The sequence below is a fragment of the Mesorhizobium sp. M8A.F.Ca.ET.057.01.1.1 genome (genome assembly GCF_003952565.1).
Classification (GTDB): domain Bacteria; phylum Pseudomonadota; class Alphaproteobacteria; order Rhizobiales; family Rhizobiaceae; genus Mesorhizobium.
In genome coordinates this window covers 3,875,139-3,893,070 of record NZ_CP034454.1, presented here as the reverse complement: position 1 = coordinate 3,893,070, position 17,932 = coordinate 3,875,139, and the positions used below count along the sequence as shown (strand labels likewise).

Annotated in this window: 18 protein-coding genes, 1 tRNA gene and 1 pseudogene; 8 read left to right on the top strand and 12 right to left on the bottom strand. The window is 62.7% G+C overall.

The features are described 5' to 3' along the window. The first annotated feature begins 36 nt into the window (after positions 1 to 36). The 5 genes and pseudogenes from plsX (at position 37) to EJ077_RS18535 (ending at position 3,663) form a co-directional block, all read left to right on the top strand. Positions 37 to 1,107: a phosphate acyltransferase PlsX gene (gene plsX, locus EJ077_RS18555; protein WP_127869623.1), complete on the top strand. Its 1,071-nt coding sequence runs from the start codon at positions 37 to 39 to the stop codon at positions 1,105 to 1,107. 9 nt (positions 1,108 to 1,116) lie between these two features. After that, positions 1,117 to 2,087 (top strand): annotated as a pseudogene (locus tag EJ077_RS18550) (beta-ketoacyl-ACP synthase III). Between the two features lie 101 nt (positions 2,088 to 2,188). Then, positions 2,189 to 2,512: an integration host factor subunit alpha gene (locus EJ077_RS18545; protein ID WP_010915609.1), complete on the top strand. Its 324-nt coding sequence runs from the start codon at positions 2,189 to 2,191 to the stop codon at positions 2,510 to 2,512. Between the two features lie 215 nt (positions 2,513 to 2,727). Beyond that, positions 2,728 to 3,267 (top strand): MerR family transcriptional regulator, encoded by a 540-nt coding sequence (locus tag EJ077_RS18540; RefSeq protein WP_208695554.1) that lies wholly within the window; start codon positions 2,728 to 2,730, stop codon positions 3,265 to 3,267. A 93-nt stretch (positions 3,268 to 3,360) separates the two neighbouring features. After that, the gene (locus EJ077_RS18535) at positions 3,361 to 3,663 is read left to right on the top strand and encodes a hypothetical protein (protein ID WP_208695553.1); all 303 of its coding nucleotides are present in this window, start codon (positions 3,361 to 3,363) and stop codon (positions 3,661 to 3,663) included. Between the two features lie 71 nt (positions 3,664 to 3,734). Here EJ077_RS18535 and EJ077_RS18530 read toward each other — a convergent pair whose 3' ends face one another. From EJ077_RS18530 to EJ077_RS18520, 3 genes are all read right to left on the bottom strand, one after another. Next, a complete protein-coding gene (locus tag EJ077_RS18530) occupies positions 3,735 to 4,712 on the bottom strand; it encodes an ATP-grasp fold amidoligase family protein (protein ID WP_208695552.1) in 978 nt (325 codons plus the stop codon). 240 nt (positions 4,713 to 4,952) lie between these two features. After that, the gene (locus tag EJ077_RS18525; RefSeq protein WP_208703192.1) at positions 4,953 to 5,162 is read right to left on the bottom strand and encodes a hypothetical protein; all 210 of its coding nucleotides are present in this window, start codon (positions 5,160 to 5,162) and stop codon (positions 4,953 to 4,955) included. Positions 5,163 to 5,357: 195 nt separating this feature from the next. Next, positions 5,358 to 5,972 (bottom strand): hypothetical protein, encoded by a 615-nt coding sequence (locus tag EJ077_RS18520; protein ID WP_208703038.1) that lies wholly within the window; start codon positions 5,970 to 5,972, stop codon positions 5,358 to 5,360. Between the two features lie 277 nt (positions 5,973 to 6,249). Here EJ077_RS18520 and EJ077_RS18515 point away from each other — a divergent pair, with 277 nt between their 5' ends. Further along, complete coding sequence (locus tag EJ077_RS18515; RefSeq protein WP_208695551.1) at positions 6,250 to 6,531, top strand: helix-turn-helix domain-containing protein; 282 nt, start codon at positions 6,250 to 6,252, stop codon at positions 6,529 to 6,531. 182 nt (positions 6,532 to 6,713) lie between these two features. Continuing rightward, on the top strand, positions 6,714 to 7,175 hold the full coding sequence (locus EJ077_RS18510) for a YbaK/EbsC family protein (protein WP_208695550.1): 462 nt from the start codon (positions 6,714 to 6,716) through the stop codon (positions 7,173 to 7,175). Between the two features lie 99 nt (positions 7,176 to 7,274). Here the strand turns inward: EJ077_RS18510 and EJ077_RS18505 are convergent. The 5 genes from EJ077_RS18505 to EJ077_RS18485 form a co-directional block, all read right to left on the bottom strand. Next, a tRNA-Pro gene (locus EJ077_RS18505) sits at positions 7,275 to 7,351 on the bottom strand. 56 nt (positions 7,352 to 7,407) lie between these two features. Beyond that, positions 7,408 to 8,676 carry an O-antigen ligase family protein gene (locus EJ077_RS18500; protein ID WP_208695549.1) on the bottom strand — a complete coding sequence of 423 codons (1,269 nt, stop codon included), beginning with the start codon at positions 8,674 to 8,676 and terminating at the stop codon, positions 7,408 to 7,410. Beyond that, entirely contained in the window at positions 8,673 to 10,208 is a 1,536-nt protein-coding gene (locus EJ077_RS18495; RefSeq protein ID WP_208695548.1) for an undecaprenyl-phosphate glucose phosphotransferase, read from the bottom strand. The genes EJ077_RS18500 and EJ077_RS18495 overlap by 4 nt, the downstream gene beginning before the upstream one ends. Before the next feature lie 88 nt (positions 10,209 to 10,296). After that, positions 10,297 to 11,427: a glycosyltransferase gene (locus tag EJ077_RS18490; protein WP_208695547.1), complete on the bottom strand. Its 1,131-nt coding sequence runs from the start codon at positions 11,425 to 11,427 to the stop codon at positions 10,297 to 10,299. An 11-nt stretch (positions 11,428 to 11,438) separates the two neighbouring features. Then, positions 11,439 to 12,002, bottom strand: a complete 564-nt coding sequence (locus tag EJ077_RS18485; RefSeq protein ID WP_127279587.1) for a polysaccharide biosynthesis/export family protein — start codon at positions 12,000 to 12,002, stop codon at positions 11,439 to 11,441. Between the two features lie 255 nt (positions 12,003 to 12,257). Between EJ077_RS18485 and EJ077_RS18480 the strand changes: the two genes are divergently transcribed. Then, the gene (locus EJ077_RS18480; protein ID WP_208695546.1) at positions 12,258 to 14,543 is read left to right on the top strand and encodes a GumC family protein; all 2,286 of its coding nucleotides are present in this window, start codon (positions 12,258 to 12,260) and stop codon (positions 14,541 to 14,543) included. A 29-nt stretch (positions 14,544 to 14,572) separates the two neighbouring features. Here the strand turns inward: EJ077_RS18480 and EJ077_RS18475 are convergent, their stop codons facing one another. From EJ077_RS18475 to EJ077_RS18460, 4 genes are read right to left on the bottom strand one after another with little or no spacing between them, the layout of a single operon-like run. Next, on the bottom strand, positions 14,573 to 15,409 hold the full coding sequence (locus EJ077_RS18475) for a GNAT family N-acetyltransferase (RefSeq protein WP_208695545.1): 837 nt from the start codon (positions 15,407 to 15,409) through the stop codon (positions 14,573 to 14,575). A 5-nt stretch (positions 15,410 to 15,414) separates the two neighbouring features. After that, positions 15,415 to 16,161, bottom strand: coding sequence for an aspartate/glutamate racemase family protein (locus tag EJ077_RS18470; protein ID WP_208703037.1), 747 nt, complete (start codon positions 16,159 to 16,161; stop codon positions 15,415 to 15,417). 2 nt (positions 16,162 to 16,163) lie between these two features. Continuing rightward, positions 16,164 to 16,982: an ABC transporter permease gene (locus tag EJ077_RS18465; RefSeq protein ID WP_127279656.1), complete on the bottom strand. Its 819-nt coding sequence runs from the start codon at positions 16,980 to 16,982 to the stop codon at positions 16,164 to 16,166. Between the two features lies 1 nt (position 16,983). Further along, complete coding sequence (locus EJ077_RS18460; protein WP_208695544.1) at positions 16,984 to 17,895, bottom strand: ABC transporter permease; 912 nt, start codon at positions 17,893 to 17,895, stop codon at positions 16,984 to 16,986. Positions 17,896 to 17,932 lie beyond the last annotated feature (37 nt).

Below are 17,932 nucleotides of genomic sequence, written 5' to 3'. Positions count from 1 at the left end.
AAACGACTTGCCGCCTAACCGTGAGATGAATACCGCGTGATCAGGATTTCCATCGATGCCATGGGCGGCGATCACGGACCAACCGTGGTCATTCCAGCGCTCATGACGGTCGCGACCCGCCGTCCCGACATCCGCTTCGTCATCTACGGACGTGAGGAACTGGTGCGCCCCGAACTCGCCAAATTCCCCAAATTGGCCGAGGTCAGCGAGTTCTTCCACTGCGAGATCGCGGTCAGGATGGACGACAAACCGAGCCAGGCGCTGCGCCACGGCCGCTGGAAATCGTCGATGTGGAAGGCGGTCGAGGCGGTCAAATCGGGCGCCGCGGATGCATGCATCTCCGCCGGCAACACCGGCGCGCTGATGGCGATGTCGAAGTTCTGCCTGCGCACCATGGCCACCATCGAACGCCCTGCGATTGCGGCATTGTGGCCGACATTGCGTGGCGAAAGCGTAGTTCTGGACGTGGGCGCCACCATTGGCGCCGATGCGCACCAGCTCATTGATTTTGCCATCCTCGGCACCGGCATGGCGCGTTCCGTATTCGGCATCGCCCGGCCCACGGTCGGCCTGCTCAATGTCGGCGTGGAAGAGATCAAGGGCCAGGAAGAGGTCAAGGAAGCGGGACGCATGTTGCGCGAAGCCAACATGGCCTCGATGAACTACCATGGCTTTGTCGAAGGCGACGACATCGGCAAGGGGACGGTCGACGTCGTGGTGACGGAAGGTTTCGCCGGCAACATCGCGCTGAAGACGGCGGAAGGCACCGCCCGCCAGATAGGTGGCTATCTGCGGGCCGCGATGAGCCGCACGCTGATGGCCAAGATCGGCTATGTCTTCGCCAAGGGCGCCTTCGACCGCCTGCGCGAAAAGATGGATGTCGGCCGCTCCAATGGCGGCGTGTTCCTGGGGCTGAACGGCATCGTCGTCAAAAGCCATGGCGGCGCCGATTCGGATGGTTTCGCCGCGGCGATCGAACTCGGCTACGACATGGTGCGCAACAATCTGCTCGACCGCATCGAGGCCGACCTCGATCTGTTCCATGCGCGCAACCCGCATGCCCTGACATCTAGGAAATCCGACGTCGTTACCGACGCAAAGGAATAGGAAAGAATTTTGATCAGATCAGTTGTGCGCGGCACGGGCTCCGCGCTGCCCCGCCGCATCATGAAGAATGCCGATTTTGAAGGCATGGTCGAGACCTCCGACGAGTGGATCGCCCAGCGCACCGGCATCCACCAGCGCCATATCGCGGCTGACGACGAGACGACGGCTTCCCTGGGCGAGGCCGCGGCGCGCGCCGCCCTTGCCGATGCCGGATTGACCCCGGACGACATCGATCTGATCGTGCTGGCGACTTCCACGCCCAACAACACTTTTCCCGCCACTGCCGTCGAAATCCAGAACCGGCTCGGTATGCATCACGGTTTTGCCTTCGACATGCAGGCGGTGTGCTCCGGCTTCGTCTATGCGGTGGCGACAGCCGACCTCTATATCCGCGGCGGCCTGGCAAAGCGCGTGCTGGTCATCGGCTCGGAAACCTTTTCGCGCATTCTCGACTGGAGCGATCGCTCGACCTGCGTGCTGTTTGGCGACGGCGCCGGTGCGCTGGTTCTGGAAGCGGGCGAGGGGGCCGGCACGATCGCCGACCGGGGCGTCCTGGCCGCCAGCCTGCGGTCCGACGGCGCGCACAAGGAGAAGCTTTTCGTCGACGGCGGACCGTCGACGACGGGAACGGTCGGCCATTTGCGCATGGAAGGCCGTGAGGTCTTCAAGCACGCGGTCGGCATGATCACCGATGTCATCGAGGCGACCTTCTCGGCCGCTGGTATTACCCCGAAGACCTTGACTGGTTCGTGCCCCACCAGGCCAATAAACGGATTATTGACGCTTCAGCCAAAAAGCTCGGGATAGCAGACCAAAAGGTGGTGGTGACCGTCGATTTGCACGGTAACACCTCGGCTGCTTCCGTACCGCTGGCGCTGTCGGTGGCCGTCGCCGACGGCCGCATCAAGAAGGGTGACCTGGTGCTCCTGGAGGCGATGGGCGGCGGCTTCACCTGGGGCGCCGTTCTGGTTCGCTGGTAAGTGGAGAGCGGTCCGGTTTCGGTCCTTGACCTTGCCGGATCAATTACTTAGGCTCTGCCGTTGTTGTGCCGATTTTACGTTTGAACTGATGGGACGGTCGCATGGGGGGAAAAACACTTACTCGCGCCGACCTGGCGGAGGCCGTCTACCGAAAGGTCGGCCTGTCGCGTACTGAGTCCGCCGAACTCGTCGAGGCCGTGCTGGACGAAATTTGTGAAGCGATCGTGCGCGGAGAGACAGTGAAGCTGTCGTCCTTCGCGACATTTCATGTCCGCTCCAAGAATGAGCGCATCGGGCGCAATCCCAAGACCGGCGAGGAAGTACCGATCCTGCCGCGCCGGGTGATGACCTTCAAATCGTCCAACGTGTTGAAGAACCGCATCTTGCGTTCTCACCAGAACAGCAAGGCCAAGGGCGGCAAATAGCCTTCATTGCACGGTTGAAAACCGGCGCCGCGATGACGGCGGGCTTGAATATTGCTTCACAAACCGCTGAAATAAGGCCCGATTCGGCGGTATGGCCGGATTGGTGTTCTGGCGTATGATCTGTTCCGCGCTGGCGGAACAAGCTCTTCTCTTCGTTGGGCGCGATCTCGTCTGAAGACCGTTCCGGGCCACGCTCCAGCGTGAGGATTTCGCCCATGGACAAGAGCCCCGACGCCTTCCGCACCATCAGCGAGGTCGCGGAAGATCTCGACCTGCCGCAGCATGTGCTGCGTTTCTGGGAGACGCGCTTCAACCAGATCAAGCCGATGAAGCGCGGCGGCGGCCGCCGCTACTACCGGCCGCAGGATGTCGAACTGATCAAGGGCATCCGCCACATGCTCTATGACCAGGGCTACACCATCAAGGGCGTGCAGAAGCTGCTGCGCGAAAACGGCAATCATTTCCTGGTCGCCATCGGCAATGGCGACATGGCCGCCGTCGAGGCGATCTCGCAACGCAAGCAGGCCGACCAGGTGCCGCTGACGCCGGCCGCCCAGCCGCGCGGCGGAGATGACGAACTGGTTGGCCAGCCAAGGGTCAAGCCCAGCCGCCGCTTTTTCGGCCTGGGCAAGAGCGACGAGGAAGGGCCGGTCGCGCCGGACGCATCGAGACTCTCGCGTGACAATCGCGCGCTGCTGCAGGAGGCGCTGTTCGACCTCCTGGAATGCAAGCGTCTGCTTGACCAGGTGCGCTGACCGCGAGCACCAGGTGGCTTTGACGCCTCGAAAACCGGAACCGGCGGTCGGGTGAAGCGTTACGTTTCCTTCTGCAAGACAAGGAAACGCATGATGGCTTCATTCTCGACCCTTTCGGACATCGACCTCGAAAAGCAGGTCGCGGCTCTCTCGAGGGAACTCGCGGCGTTGCGCAAGGCAGTGTCAAAGCGGGGTGGCGCTTATTATGAAGACAGCCGTGATGCTGCACTTGATACGTATTCGGATCTTGCGGAGCGCCTGCGAGATGCCATGCCGGCAATCCGCAAACAGGGCAGGGTGATCGAGAGATCGGCACGCGACCATCCGGCGGCCGCCGCCGCGGTCGGCCTTGTCGTGCTCGGTCTGGTCGCCAGCCTGCTGTTCAGCCGGCGCTGACTGCCACCCAGGACAAGAAATCCGGAGAAATGGCGGCTCGCCTTTCCAGGCCGGCCGCCATTCCATTCATATCAGCGATTTGTCGTGCCGCTCCGGCATCTGGCACGAAGCGCATCGGCATAGAGGCGTGCGGCCCGCTTGTGCTTCCGACGAAAGAATGCGGATTGATCGAGCCGCCACAGCCGTTCGATTTCCGCGGCGATCGCCGGGTTTGTCCATGTGCCATATCCGGCGGCCGAGTAGACGGTGACCTCGCCGGCATAGAGACGATCGTCGGTGACCAGGAAATCGATACGGATATAATCGAGGTCGCCGGCTATGCCGGGCGCGATCGAGATCGCCTGGCGGACATAGGCGATGAGCCGCGCATTGACAGGCAAGGCCTGGTCCTCCCCGGGATAGTCCGGATCGCGGCCGGGCAACGGATTGGCTTCGCGGTCGAACAGCAGCGAACGCCTGGCGTGCTTATCCTCCACCCAGACATGGGATATCACCCCGCTGCAGAGATGGACCTTGATGTCGGTGGCGATCGTCCCGCCGCTGAGCGCCAGCCGCTCCTCCACGAAAACAGCCGGCACGACAGGCCAATAGGCCCATTCGCCATTGCGCCGGCCGTAGCGTTTATTGAGCCAGTGCTTCGCCTTGCGCACGATGGCGGCGTGATCTGGTTCGCCGTTGGAAACGAACATGTTCATCGCGCAGCCATGGTTTGCCTTGACCACGACGTCTCCGGTCAGCAGGCCAGAAGGGATGTCGGCAGGGTCGCGCCCGGACCAAAGCGTCTCTGGCATGGCGATCTCGGGGCAGGCATCCCGGATATGGGCCTTGGCCGCGAGCTTATCGGTCAGCGTCACGAACAGCGGGTTGCGATCGAGGATCTTTCGCCAGAGTAAAAGCTCATTATAGCGCACGGGCGCCGCCGGATTGGGCAGATAACCCAGTTTCATGACAAATCGAACGACAAGGACAGGATGGCGCAGCGTCAGCCACAATCGCGCGACCGACAGGACAATGCGTTCTGTCCGGGAAAGATCGGCCTTTGCCGTCATCGGGGATACCTGGCCTTGTTGGCGATCCGGCGCAGCGCGCCGGCCAGAAATACCCTTGCCGTACCGCGATTTGGCGTCGCGTTAAAGCGCTTGCTTGTTGTCGCTACAGCTGGACCGGCGCTGCCATCCGGTGACAGTCGGATCAGCCCGGGTCGTCCGGGCCTGGCTTGCATGACCAGGAGAAGACCAGCCTTGAACAAGAAGCCAAGGCCGGTCCTCTGCTTGGCAGCCCTGGTATGCTTAGTAGGTCTTCTTTGTCATCTTCTTCATGTGGTGATGATGATGATGATGGTGGTGGTGGTGGTGGTGGTAGTAGTGATGGTGGTGATGGTGGTGATGGTGATGATGCTTTGCCATCGGGGCCGCGTCCGCGCTCGTCGCGCCGACCACCGGCACCGCGAAAGCGATTGCAGTTGCAAGCCCGAGGGCCGAGAGGAGGGACTTCTTCATGGGTCGTTTCCTTTCTTTCGCAGGCAGGCATCAATCGGGCCGATATCCCGACCGCCGCGAATGGAATTACGCTCCTGATTTTTTTCGTCAGTATTTCCCGATTGTAGAATTTTGTTTCTGAACTGTTTCCGGGCAAGCCGGAGGGCCTGCACCGTTGCCAGGGTGCAGGCCGAAAGCCGTGTGGTCCATGTTGGCCTACATAGGCGGGATCACACCATTGTTTCCCACGACGACTCGGCTGGCACTCAGCATGCCGTCAGCCTCGCGCTGAGCGGTAACGAAAACCGTCGCGCTTGGCTTGAGATCGGCCGGCGCGGCCGGCGCGAACGTGACGACGGGCGTGCCGTCGGGTATCGAGATCTTCTTCGTCTGACCATTGTCATAGGTCAGCGTCACCACCCGCCCGCTTATGTCGGTGACGTCGGCGACTGTGCCGTTGGTCATGCGGCTGTTCGGCTCCAGGTCCCAGGGGCGGTCCCCCTCGCCAGTGCCTTTCAAGGCCGCGGGAAAGACCACCACCTCCAACGCGCCGCTGCCGCCGTCGGCCTTGGAGACAGAGGCGATACCGACGAAATCGCCCTGCTTGATGTCTTTTATAGACGCGCTGGCAACGCCTGAAAGCTTCCAGCCGTCTTTCAGCTTGATCGCGGAAGTGTCGCCCTGACGGGTTTTCACGGTCAGCAGCGACGGCTCGAAACTGACCACCGTGCCGCGCACGCGCAATGCGTCCGCCGCCTGCGCGCTGGCCACGCCGACGCCGGAAAGCATGGAAATCGTGCCGAGCACGAAGAGGGATGTCGTGAGGTTCATTGGGGATGTCCTTTTGGGAAAGGCTGGCTGGAACGGGATGGTTTCACGCCAGCGACATCGAGATAACGACCGGGTGGGGCGAAACTGCCGGGCAAAGCCGCTCACGCGTTCAAAACAACTTGATCGGGACAGGGCGAGGCAGCCGCATGGACATCCGGTTCACGATCCCGTGACGGCCAGTTTGGCGCTTGGCAAATCGCCGGCGAGAGGGCATCTTCCTGCTCGTCTCAGGCAACATCCCATTTTGATCAAACGCTTTCAGCCAACGGAGTTGCCAATGCCCAACAATGCAAAAAGCCACGCCCTCTCCGAACCATTAGCCAACGAGATCGGGCCAGATTACAACACCCTCAGGGCAATGCGGGAAACGCGCGGATACAGCCTCGAAGCGCTTTCCCTGACCTGCGGCCTCTCGGTCGACGAGATCGAGGACATTGAGAGCGGCCGGGCGGCCGACCCGGCGAAGCTGCGTCGTGTTGCGTCCGCGCTTCGTCTGCCCCAGGACGCTCCAGTTGCTTCCGCACCGACATTGGCCGCACAAGGCCGGCCCCAGGCATAGATCGGCGGCAGGCATGCCCAAGAAACCCGCCAAGGCTCGCTTGGCGGGTTTCTTGTTGATGTCGGCATTCTCCGGCAGGCCGGGCCTGCCGATCTGCAAATCGCACGTGTCTATAGGTGCGACATCCAAATCCGCGCCGATCCCATCTGCCATGCAGCGGGTCTGAACCGTGAGTTTTCGATATGAGCCTGGATTCCGTTGGTGCCTTCTTCGCTGTTCACGCGCCTGATATCGAGGTCATTGTCACGCAATCAAGTTCGGCGACGGTGACGCTGGCGGCGGAGGCGCATGGCGTGTTGCCGGCGCAGATCGCCAAGACGATCTGCCTTCGCGTCGGCGAGCGCACCATGCTGGTCGTGACCAGCGGCATCGCCAGGCTGGACAACCGCAAGTTCAAGGACCAGTTCGGCGGCAAGCCGCGCATGCTGGACGCGCAAGAGGTTGTCGCTGCAACGAGCCATCCGGTGGGCGGCGTCTGCCCGTTCGGCTTGCCGGCGCCGCTGCCGGTCTACTGCGACGTCTCGCTGCGCGAATTCGAAGAGGTGGTGCCCGCCGCCGGTGCCACCAACGCCGCGGTGCGGATCGCCCCGCGTCGGATGGTCGAGCTTACCGGTGCGCAATGGGTGGATGTCTGCCAGGCCTAGCGCCGGATCCAATCAGGAGCTGAGCTGCGCAAAACGGGCAATTCGAGAATTAGGTGATGCGGCAGGGGCGGACTTTTGGGGGCAAGTCCTGCTTCGAAATGGTCGGAGTGGCCGGATTCGAACCGACGACCCCTTGACCCCCAGTCAAGTGCGCTACCGGGCTGCGCTACACTCCGGACCGGTCGCGATGTATCGTGATAACCCCGCTCGGGTCAACCGGTTTCCGCGATAATTATCTTGCCGCGATCGCTGGTTTGAACGAGGCGGGCAATACCGGCTGTAGCAGTCGCTTGTGGCGGTATTCGAGCGCGATGGCGCCCCAGATCAAGCCGAGCAGCAGGTACATGTGGCGCCAGTGGTCGATGTCGATGAAGGTGCCGAGCCCGATATTGCCGATGAAGGCGACGTAGGCGCACAGCAGGTAGGGCTGCCACGGCCGGTCGCGCAGCAGGATGCGGAACCCGGCTGAAATCGTCCAGACGACCAGGGTCAGGAACGAGACGAAGCCAAGCCAGCCATAATCCATCAGCATTTTCAGCCAGATGTCGTGTGTGTCCTCGCCGTAGATCGTGCCGAAGACCAGCGGCCCGATGCCGAACGGATGCTCCATGGCCATCTGGAAACCGATCGAGTAGCGGGCGAAGCGGCCGAGGCGGGCGGTGTCGTAGCTCTGTTCGAGATGGGCGCGGCTGGAGAACATCTCCGCCACCCCCGGCAATTGCAATATGACGATGATGGCGACGGCCAGCAGCGACAGGGCGGCCATGGTCATGATCACCACGCGCAGCCGGAACATGCCGCTGGCGCTCTGCAGGAACAGGCAGCCGGTGAGCAGGATGGCCGAGACCGCGAACATGCCCCAGGCGCCGCGCGAGAACGAGAAGAAAATGCCGGCGCTGATGATCAGCAGCGGCACAGCCAGCAGCGGCATCCGCGTGACCGGTCCGGTCAACAGGAGATAGAGCAGGTAGATGCCGGGCAGCACCAGGAACGGCCCGAACACGTTCGGGTCCTGGAAGGCACCGGCGGCGCGGTCGTATTTGGTGAACATTTCCGCGCCGGGGAAGGCGTGGAAATAGCCTGCTATGCCAAGCAGCGACGTGGCCACGGCCGAGACCACATAGGCATTGAAGATCAGCCGGTAGAGGTTCGGCTGCGTTGCGGTGACCGATGCGAAGAACACCGCGCTGAAGGCGAGAAACAGCGACACGGCGAGATAGAGCGGCGTATAGGCGAGGTCCGCCATCTGCGTCATGGAAATCATGCCGCCGATGTTCATCGTCACCAGCAGAACCAGAAGCGGCATGGCCGCGCGCGAAATTCTCAGGCCGAACAGGGCCCAGATGGCGATCAGTGCGGCCATGTAGATTTCGTAAGGCGCCGGCTCGCTGATCACGAAGCCCGACAGAAGAATGCCGAGCACGACCGCGCTCGAGGAAATCAGCGTGACCAGCTTGGCGTTGACCGCCGCGCGCGGCAGATCATGGCTGATGGCGCTCAATAGGCGTTTTCCGTATTGAGCAGCCGGATCGGCGTCAGGAACAGGATCCGCAGATCGAACAGCAGCGACCAGTTCTCGATGTAATAGAGGTCGTATTCCGTCCGCATGCGGATCTTTTCATTGGTGTCCATCTCGCCGCGCCAGCCATTGATCTGCGCCCAGCCGGTGACCCCGGGCTTGACCTTGTGGCGCGCGAAATAGCCGTCGACCACTTCGTTGTAGAGCAAATTGTGTGACTGCGCGGCAATGGCGTGCGGACGCGGACCGATGAGCGAGAGCGAGCCGAGCAGCGAGTTGAAGAATTGCGGCAGTTCGTCGATCGAGGTCTTGCGGATGAAGCGGCCGACACGGGTGACGCGCGGATCGTTCTTGGTCACCGTCTGCTTGGCGGTCGGGTCCGACCTGTCGGTGTACATCGAGCGGAACTTGTAGACTTCGATCACCTCGTTGTTGAAGCCGTGCCGCTTCTGCTTGAACAGCACCGGTCCCTTGCTGTCGAGCTTGATGGCAATCGCGGTCGCCAGCATCACAGGCGAGAACGCGATGATGCCGATGAGGCTGAAGATGATGTCGAAGGCGCGCTTGGCGACCGAATCCCAGTCGTTGATCGGCTTGTCGAAGATATCGAGCATCGGCACCGAACCGATGTAGGAATAGGCGCGCGGACGGAACTGCAGCGCATTGGAATGCGCCGACAGACGGATGTCGACCGGCAGCACCCACAGTTTCTTCAGCAATTGCAGCACGCGCGATTCGGCGGTCAGCGGCAACGACACGATCAGCATGTCGATGCGGGCGATGCGGGCGAATTCGATCAGTTCCGAAATGGTGCCGAGCTTGGGATAGCCGGCGACGAGGGCTGGCGAACGCTTGTCGTTGCGATCATCGAAGATGCCGCAGATGCGGATGTCGTTGTAAGGCTGCTTTTCCACCGAGCGGATGAGCACTTCCGCCGCCTTGCCGCCACCGACGATGACTGCGCGCCGTTCCATGCTGCCATCGCGCGCCCAGCGCCGGATCAGCTTCGACATCACCAGCCTGAGACCGAAGAGGCAGACGAAGGCAACGACGAACCAGGTGCCGAACAGCAGGCGCGAATAGTCTTGCGACATCTTCATGGCGAATGCAGTCAACGCCATCAGGGCGAAGGTCCCGGCCCAGACCAGCAGGATGCGCCCGAAATTGGCGATCGGCCGCATCAGGGATACGACCTGGTAGCAATCCGTGACATCGAGCAGCACCACGGCGAGGAACGACGTGGCGGCGATCGTCAGCGGATATTGCCAGGCCAGGTAATTGAAGAAGCCGACATAGTAGAAATAGACGCAGAGCCCCGACACCAGCAGCACCGCGAATTCGACCATGCGCAGCACGCCGCTGACCATGATCGGCGACATCGTATCGCGCCGGTATTGCGACGCGACCTGTCGGGCGACGTCGTTCATGCCGCCGGGCTTGTCGCCATCGGCAGGGCCGTCGAATTTACGCACCGCTTCTGATGAAAAGCGGTGCGCGGGGTCGATCTCGTTCATGGAATAGTCCGCAAGCTTCCCCAGGGTGATTAGCAAAAGAGAGCTAAGAAAGCCTTGAAACAACCCATGGCTTTGGAAGAGCTTGGGACTAGCTTGCCAGCGCGGCGAAATAGGCCTTCTCGATTTCGGCGGCCATGACGTCCGCGCCGAAGCGCGCCCTGAGCGTGGATTCATCGGGCATCAATTCGCGATAGGCGGCGAGGTCGCCCAGCGCCTGGCTCATCTTGTCGGCGAGTTCGCCCGGATCCGGCCGGATCAGGGCAGGGGAGTCTGAACCGAAAATCTCCGGTATGCCGCCAACCGAGGTCGCAATCATCGGTCTTGCCGCGGCCAGTGCCTCCAGCACGGTATAGGGCATGGCCTCGGCACGCGAGGGAACGACGACGAGCGCCGCCAGGACAAAGGCCTCCCGGGCCGGCATAGGCGGCAGGAAGCGAACATTGCCTTCAAGCCCCAGGCGCTTCACCTGCTCGTGGTAGCGTGGCAGGTCGTCGCCGTCGCCGACCATCACCGCACTCGGTGCACGGCCAAGCCGGGAAGCGACGGCGGCCAGCGCATCGATGAAGATATCTGGGCCCTTGAGGTCCCGCATCATGCCGATATAGAGCAAATCAGCCGCATCGGACCCGGCGGTCACCGTCTCGAATTCGGTGGCGCGAAGTCCATTATAGACCAGCGTGTTCGGGATCGGCGGCTCGCCTACCTTCCTGCGATAGGTCCGCCGCTCGTAGTCGGAGACGAACAGCAGGCAGTCGGTGAAGCGCGCCATGAGATACTCGAGCGCGAAGAACAGCTTTCCGGTGGCTGTGTTCTCGTCATAGTGGAGGGAGCCGCCATGCGGCGAATAGAGGCGGGCTACGCGAGACCTTGATACCCGCAACAATGAGCCGAACAGACGGGCATAGACGCCACCCTTGGCGCCGTGCCCGTGCAGCACGTCCGGCCGCAATTCCTTGATGATCCTGTAGGTGCGCCGGGCTGAGGCGATGTCGCCCGGGCCGACATGGCGCTGCATTGGCGTGCGATGGATGCCGAGCGCCAGCGTGTCCTTCATCTGCTCGAACAGGTGCTCCTCGAGTTCGCCACCGGTGGTGGAGTCGCAAACGATGCCGACCATGTGGCCGGCGGCGACCTGCGCTTCCGTCAGGTCGCGCACGTGCCGGAAAATTCCTCCGACGGGTGAGCGAAAGCAGTGGACGATCCTGAGCTTGCCCGCCACGAGGTGTCTGTTCAGAACAGGCGTTCGCGGACGTAGACGGTATCTCCCGGCAGCAGCGGATCGGAAGTGACCACGCGGCCGGTTATCACCTTGCCGTTGATGTCGCGGGTGATGTCGACGCTCTCCTGGTTGGCGCGTGGCGTGAAGCCCCCGGCGATGGCGATGGCCTTCTGCACAGTCAGGCCGGGCACATAGGAATACTGGCCGGCGGCGCCCACTTCGCCCATGACGAAGATCGGCCGGTAACGATCGATCTCGACCGAGACATCGGGATCGCGCAGATAGCCCTGCCGCAGTTTGTCGGCGATCTCCTTTTCCATCTGCTGCGCGGTGTGGCCACGTGCCGGTATGGCGCCGACGAGCGGGAAGGAGATGTAGCCGGACTGGTCGACGCTGTAGCTATTGGTCAGGCCTTCCTGCTCGAACACGGTGACGCGGACACGGTCGCCGGCACCGAGACGATAGGGCTGGTCGAGGACCTCGTGAAAGGCGGCCGGCGTCGGCCGATAGCTGGAGCAGCCCGCGAGCATCGATACGGCAAGCAATGCGCGAAAGAGGGAAGCAGTGCTTTTCATGACCGGACAGGTACCTTCGACTGGCCGCTGCGGCGTCGCAGCAAACATCTGGGATCGGGTCCGTTATCATCCTGTTAGGGTTAATGGCCGGTAAAGGAGCGCGCCGATAACCGTTCACACGGGCAGGTTTCGCGATTTTATCGATTTTTTCTGTCGCTCGCCAGTAAAACCTAATGGAAGCTTACCGTGATCTTAACGCCTGAGTTACCATAGTTGTTTACGGTGCATCCCGACCCAGTTTCGGAGTAGGGATGCATGTCCGTTCAATCCGCGGCCGCAGACGTCGACGTTGATCTCAGACAGCTCTTCGCCGGCCTGGGGCGGAACCGGCTGCGGATTCTGGTCTTCGTTCTCGTGGTGACGGGACTTGCCTTCGCGGCCGCGTCGTTCGCGACCCGGCACTACAAGGCCCAGACGCAGGTGGAGATCGCCCCGCGAGAATCCGTCTATACACGGCCCGCCAGCAGCAACCCGGACAGCGACAAGCCGATCCTCGATGAGCAAGGCGTTGCCACCCAGGTCCAGATAATTTCGTCCAACGAAATCCTCAAGCAGGTCGCCCAGAAACTCGGCCTGTCGCGATTGTCTGAGTTCGACGAGACGATCAACTTGTCGTCCCTGAGCCGCGCGCTGATCCTGCTTGGCCTGAAGAACGACCCGATGGATGTTCCGGCCGACGAACGCGTGCTGAAGAAGATGCGCGAGAAGCTCAACGTCTACGGCGTTGAAAAGACTCGCATCATTGCCATCGAGTTCTCTTCGGAGGATCCGAAGCTCGCCGCCGCCATCCCGGATGCTATTGCCGCGGCTTATATTGCGGGGCAGGGCGCGGCCAAGAGCGAATCGAACACCGCCGCCGCGGACTTCCTGGCACCCGAGATCGCCGACCTGTCCAAGCAGGTCAGGGATGCCGAAGCCAAGGTCGCGGCTTACCGCGCCCAGTCGGACCTTCTGATGGGCGGTAACAATTCCACCTTGGCCACCCAACAATTGGCCGAGTTGTCGACCGAGTTGTCGCGGGTGCGGGCCAACCGCGCCGCGGCCGAGGGCACAGCCGAGAGCGTGCGCAAGGCACTGCAAAATGGCGGATCGCTGGATTCACTGCCGGAAGTGCTGTCTTCCGATCTGATCCAGCGTTTGCGGGAGCGGCAGGTCGAACTGCGTGCCAACATCGCCGATCTGTCGACGACGCTGCTCGACAATCATCCGCGTATTCGCGCGGCCAAATCACAGCTGGCCGATCTCGATGCGCAGATCCGCAGCGAAGCCCAGAAGATCATGAAGGGCCTGGCGATGCAGGCCGATGCCGCCAAGTCGCGCGAAAACCAACTCGTCGCCGACGTCAACACGCTTAAGGCTGCTTCGGCACAGGCCGGCGAGCAGCAGGTCGGTCTCGACGCGCTGCAGCGCGATGCCGCCGCCAAGCGCCAGCAGCTCGAACTTTACCTGACCAATTATCGCGAGGCGGCGTCGCGTCAGGATCGCAACTATGTTCCGGTCGACGCTCGCATCGCCTCGCCGGCCTCGGTCCCCTCCGAACCATACTTCCCCAAGGTCGGCCCGATCGTCGGCGCTGCCGCGGCGGCTTCCCTTCTGCTGGCGGCGGTGTTCACGCTGCTGCGGGAGCTTTTCTCGGGCCGCGCCATGCGCCCGGCAAGGGGGGCGCGGCTTGAACCGATCGACGAGGTGGCAATGCCTCCGGCCGCTTATCAGGAGCCATCCAACCGCCTGGAGCCGGCGATCGCCAACGAATTCGCCAATCGCGCCTCCGAGGCATCATGGCCCGAAACGGTCACGCAAACACCGGCGCAGCCGCAGCCTGCCGTCGAGGTCGAGCCTGTCGCCAAAGCGGAGCCTGCCGCCGAGCCTGAATCCTTGGCCAAACCTGAACCCATGGCTGAGCCTGACCCCGTCGTGGAGGTTCGGCGACCGCGATCCGTGCTCGGTGAGATCGACGTCGAGAAGGCTGCCGAGAAGCTGATCGCCAGCGGGGCGGCGCGCGCCATATTCGTTTCCCCCGAGGGCGACGAAGCGGCGGCGTCGGCGATCCTGGTGGCGCGCGAGGTTTCCGACGCCGGCCTACGCGTCCTGCTGCTCGACCTCACGGCCTCGGGGGCTGCCTCGCGCCCGATGCTGGACAGCGGGCTTTTCCCCGGCATCACCAATCTGCTGGCGTCGCAGGCGCAGTTCAGCGACGTGATCCATGCCGACCTCTATTCCGACTGCCATGTCATCCCGGTGGGCACCGCCGATCCGGTGCGTGCCATGCGTGCCGCCGACCGGCTGCCGATCATCATGCAGTCGCTGACGACAGCCTATGATCTGGTGGTGGTCGAGTGCGGGCCGGCCGATGCACAAGGCATCAGCCGTCTGGGCGGGGAGGCCACCGAGGTGTTCCTGTCCATGCTGGAGGCCGACGACGAGGTGACGCAGGCCGCGGTCAAGCTGATCGAGAGCGGCTATCCCGACCTCACGCTGGTGACGCCGCTCGGCCACGAGCCGCCAGGCAATCCGGTGCCGGGGCGGCGTTCAGCAGCCTGAAAGAGCCGCAGCTCAAAGGCACGCCTGGCCTATCCCAGTTCCAGCGTCGTCACGCCGAATATCCTGTTGGCGTCAAGCCTCGGCGGCGGACCTTTGTACATGCGCGTGGTGGTGAAGGTCGGTGACAAGCCTGCCGCCACGAGCGCCGCGATGAAGTCCACCTTGCTGGCCGGAACGTCGATGTGAAGGTCGCCTCCTTCGCAGGCGCCTGCCAGGTCTCCGAGCAATCCCAGTGCGGTCTGCATGTCATCGGCGAAGAGCGGGCCGATCTTGAAGCCGCTGCGGCACGATCGCGCTACCGCGTAACCGGCCGCTCCCCGTGGCCCGATTGCTGCCACCGCGCGGTGCGGCGGCAGCAGCCATCGCTGTAGGAAAGAATGGCGGGACGCGGGAAAGCAGAGCGCGTCATATCTCATCATGTCGGGCACCAATCGCGCGGTCACCATGCGAGGCCGTTTGGCGCCGATGGTCAGGGCCGCAGGGCGCCCGCTGTAACGGATGGTCTCGTAGAGCGGCCTGAACCCTTTGCTCTCGTAGTTGGCTCGTTGCTCTTCAACGCCATCGAGCCCGATAGTGCGCCCGGCCAGCCTGTTCATGCCCGCGGTCCACACCGCTTTGCCGTAACCCTTGCCGCGCATATCCGGCCGGCAGATGTAGAGACCGACGAAACCAAAATCGGGCCCATATTCCACGGCCGAGATCCCGGCGACCATTTCGCTGCCGGTAAAGGCGCCGATGAAACTCGTGGGATCCGCTGCCTGAAACATCGCCGCATCGTCAACGCCGGGGTTCCAGCCCTCCGCGGCCGCCCAGTCGATGAGGTTAGCCAATTCTCCCAACGACAGCGTGCGGATGATCGGTTTCATGGTGCTTACTCGGCAGCGACTGCTCCTGGAGAGAACGATTTCAGCATACCACGATAGGGCTTGGCGAGCGGGTTCGCATAAGCACCGCGCTTCGATGTCGCGAGGCCAAGAGCCACCAGGGCCTCGGCTTGCTTCAAAGCGGCTCCGACGCCGTCAACGACAGGCAGGCCGAACTCGCTCTGCAACCTCTGGGCAAGATCCGCCATGCCGGCGCAGCCAAGCACGATGGCCTCGGCGCGATCCTCCTCCACGGCCCGGGCGATCTCATCGCGCAGCTTGCCAATCGCTCCCGATGCAGGGTCCTCGAGTGCCAGCACCGGAATATCGGCGGCTCGCACGCGTGCCCGACCCGACATGCCATAGCGCTGCACCAACCCCTCGACAGGCACACGCGAGCGTTCGGTGGTGGTTACGACAGTGAAACGCTGGGCAATGAAGCTGGCCATGCTGAGCGCGGCCTCGCAGATGCCGATGACGGGAATGGCGGCCATGGCCCTGGCGGCATCAAGCCCGGTGTCGTCGAAGCAGGCAATGATCGCGGCCCGCGCCCCGGCACGTTCGCCAGCGGCGATTTCCATCAGCAGGCCGGGCACCGCCAGCGCCTCGTCATAATAACCCTCGATCGAGGCCGGCCCCATGGACGAAGTAACGGCGACGATTTCGGTCCAGGCGCCGGCGACACTGCGCGCGGCCGCCGCGATCGTCTCGGTCATGCTCTCCGTCGTGTTGGGATTTACCACCAGTATCCGCACGGTCACGCCCTGGTCCGGCGGCGGCCGACATAGAGGATGGCGCCTAACGTCGCCACGATCACCAGGAAGGAAAACACGGTGGTCACGGTGCCCAGCGCGTAGAGCACCGGCGTGGTGACATTGGTGGTCATGCCGTAGATCTCGAGCGGCAGTGTGTTGAAGGTTCCCGAGGTCATCAGTGTGCGGGCGAACTCATCGTAGGACAGCGTGAAGCCGAACAGGCCGACGCCGATCAGGCTTGGCGCGATCATCGGCAGCACGACATGGGCGAAGGTCTGCCAGGATGAGGCGCCAAGGTCGCGTGCGGCTTCCTCATAGGCAGGCGAGAAGCGGTTGAAGACGGCGAACATGATGAGCACGCCGAACGGCAAGGTCCAGGTCAAATGCGCGCCGAAGGCTGACGTATACCAGGCTGGTCGGAAGCCGACCTGCTGAAAGACGACGCCGATGCCCAGGGAAATGATGATCGAGGGTACCACAAGGCTGGCGACCGCCAGGTAGAACAAAGCGGTGGCGCCGCGAAATTTCTGGCGGAAGGCCAGCCCCGCCAGCAGCGAGACGACGACAGTGACGATCATCACCATAAGGCCGAGAACCAGCGAGCGCTTGAAGCTGCCGCCGAAATCGCCGACCGCCTGGCGCTCGAACAGATTGGCGAACCAGTGCAGTGATACGCCGTTGAGCGGAAAGGTGAGGCCGCCGGTCTCGCCTTGGAAGGAGAGGATCAGGATCGCCGACAGCGGGCCATAGAGGAACAGCACGAACAGCGCGAAGAACACCGCCAGCGCGTAGAATTCAAGAGTGCGTTTTTCGTGGTTCACGTCACAGTTCCCTGCGGATGTCGACGATGCGCAGGATGCCGGCGACCATCAAGAGCACCAGCACCAGCAGCACCACGGCATTGGCGGCGGCGGCCGGGTATTGCAGCAGCGACATCTGGTTCTTCATCATCAGCGCGACGGATGCGCTCTGGCCGCCCGACATCACCTGCACGGTGGAGAAATCGGCCATTACCAGGGTGACGACGAAGATGGTGCCGATCGCCATGCCGGGTTTGGCCAGCGGGATGATGACGTTCCACAGCACTTGCCAGCCCGAAGCGCCGGCATCACGCGCGGCCTCGACCAGCGAACGGTCGATGCGCATCAGCGTGTTGAAGATCGGCGTCACCATGAACAGCGTGTAGAGGTGTACCATGGCCAGCACGACCGCGAATTCGGAATAGAGCAGCCATTCGATGGGCTTCGGCACCAGCCCGAGATGCACAAGCGTCGAGTTGATCAGCCCGTTGCGGCCGAGCACTGGTATCCACGAGATCATGCGAATGATGTTCGAGGTCAGGAACGGCACGGTGCAGACCAGGAACAGCACCATCTGCATGGCGGTCGTGCGGATGTGGAAGGCGAGGAAATAAGCGACCCAGAAGCCGATGAACAGGGTCAGCGCCCAGACGATGAATGCGAATTTGATGGTGTTGAGATAGGTTTTCCAGGTGACCCAGGAGCCGAGAACGTCGGAATAGTTGGTGGTGAGAAAGTCCGGGTACATTGTGGCGAAGTCGTAGTCCCAGAAGGACACGACGACGATCATCACGATGGGCAGCAGCAAGAACGCGCCGAGGATCAGCGCCAGAGGTGCCGACTGCAGATAGGGCGCGACGGCGCCGATGGAGAACCGTCGTCGTCGGGCTGGTTTCGCGGCGGCGATTGCGGGGCGTTCGAGCGCGACTGTCATCAATGCTCTCGGGTTTGGCGATACGGCCGGGCCGTGT

Excerpts from the sequence above, each read along its gene's own strand:
- EJ077_RS18535 (WP_208695553.1), top strand. The coding sequence starts at position 3,361 with ATGGCTTCATTCTCGACCCTTTCGGACATCGACCTCGAAAAGCAGGTC.
- EJ077_RS18485 (WP_127279587.1), bottom strand. The coding sequence starts at position 12,002 with ATGAAAAGCACTGCTTCCCTCTTTCGCGCATTGCTTGCCGTATCGATG.
- EJ077_RS18475 (WP_208695545.1), bottom strand. The coding sequence starts at position 15,409 with ATGAAACCGATCATCCGCACGCTGTCGTTGGGAGAATTGGCTAACCTC.
- EJ077_RS18540 (WP_208695554.1), top strand. The coding sequence starts at position 2,728 with ATGGACAAGAGCCCCGACGCCTTCCGCACCATCAGCGAGGTCGCGGAA.
- EJ077_RS18545 (WP_010915609.1), top strand. The coding sequence starts at position 2,189 with ATGGGGGGAAAAACACTTACTCGCGCCGACCTGGCGGAGGCCGTCTAC.
- EJ077_RS18510 (WP_208695550.1), top strand. The coding sequence starts at position 6,714 with ATGAGCCTGGATTCCGTTGGTGCCTTCTTCGCTGTTCACGCGCCTGAT.
- EJ077_RS18520 (WP_208703038.1), bottom strand. The coding sequence starts at position 5,972 with ATGAACCTCACGACATCCCTCTTCGTGCTCGGCACGATTTCCATGCTT.
- EJ077_RS18530 (WP_208695552.1), bottom strand. The coding sequence starts at position 4,712 with ATGACGGCAAAGGCCGATCTTTCCCGGACAGAACGCATTGTCCTGTCG.
- EJ077_RS18515 (WP_208695551.1), top strand. The coding sequence starts at position 6,250 with ATGCCCAACAATGCAAAAAGCCACGCCCTCTCCGAACCATTAGCCAAC.
- EJ077_RS18460 (WP_208695544.1), bottom strand. The coding sequence starts at position 17,895 with ATGACAGTCGCGCTCGAACGCCCCGCAATCGCCGCCGCGAAACCAGCC.
- EJ077_RS18495 (WP_208695548.1), bottom strand. The coding sequence starts at position 10,208 with ATGAACGAGATCGACCCCGCGCACCGCTTTTCATCAGAAGCGGTGCGT.
- EJ077_RS18480 (WP_208695546.1), top strand. The coding sequence starts at position 12,258 with ATGTCCGTTCAATCCGCGGCCGCAGACGTCGACGTTGATCTCAGACAG.
- EJ077_RS18525 (WP_208703192.1), bottom strand. The coding sequence starts at position 5,162 with ATGAAGAAGTCCCTCCTCTCGGCCCTCGGGCTTGCAACTGCAATCGCT.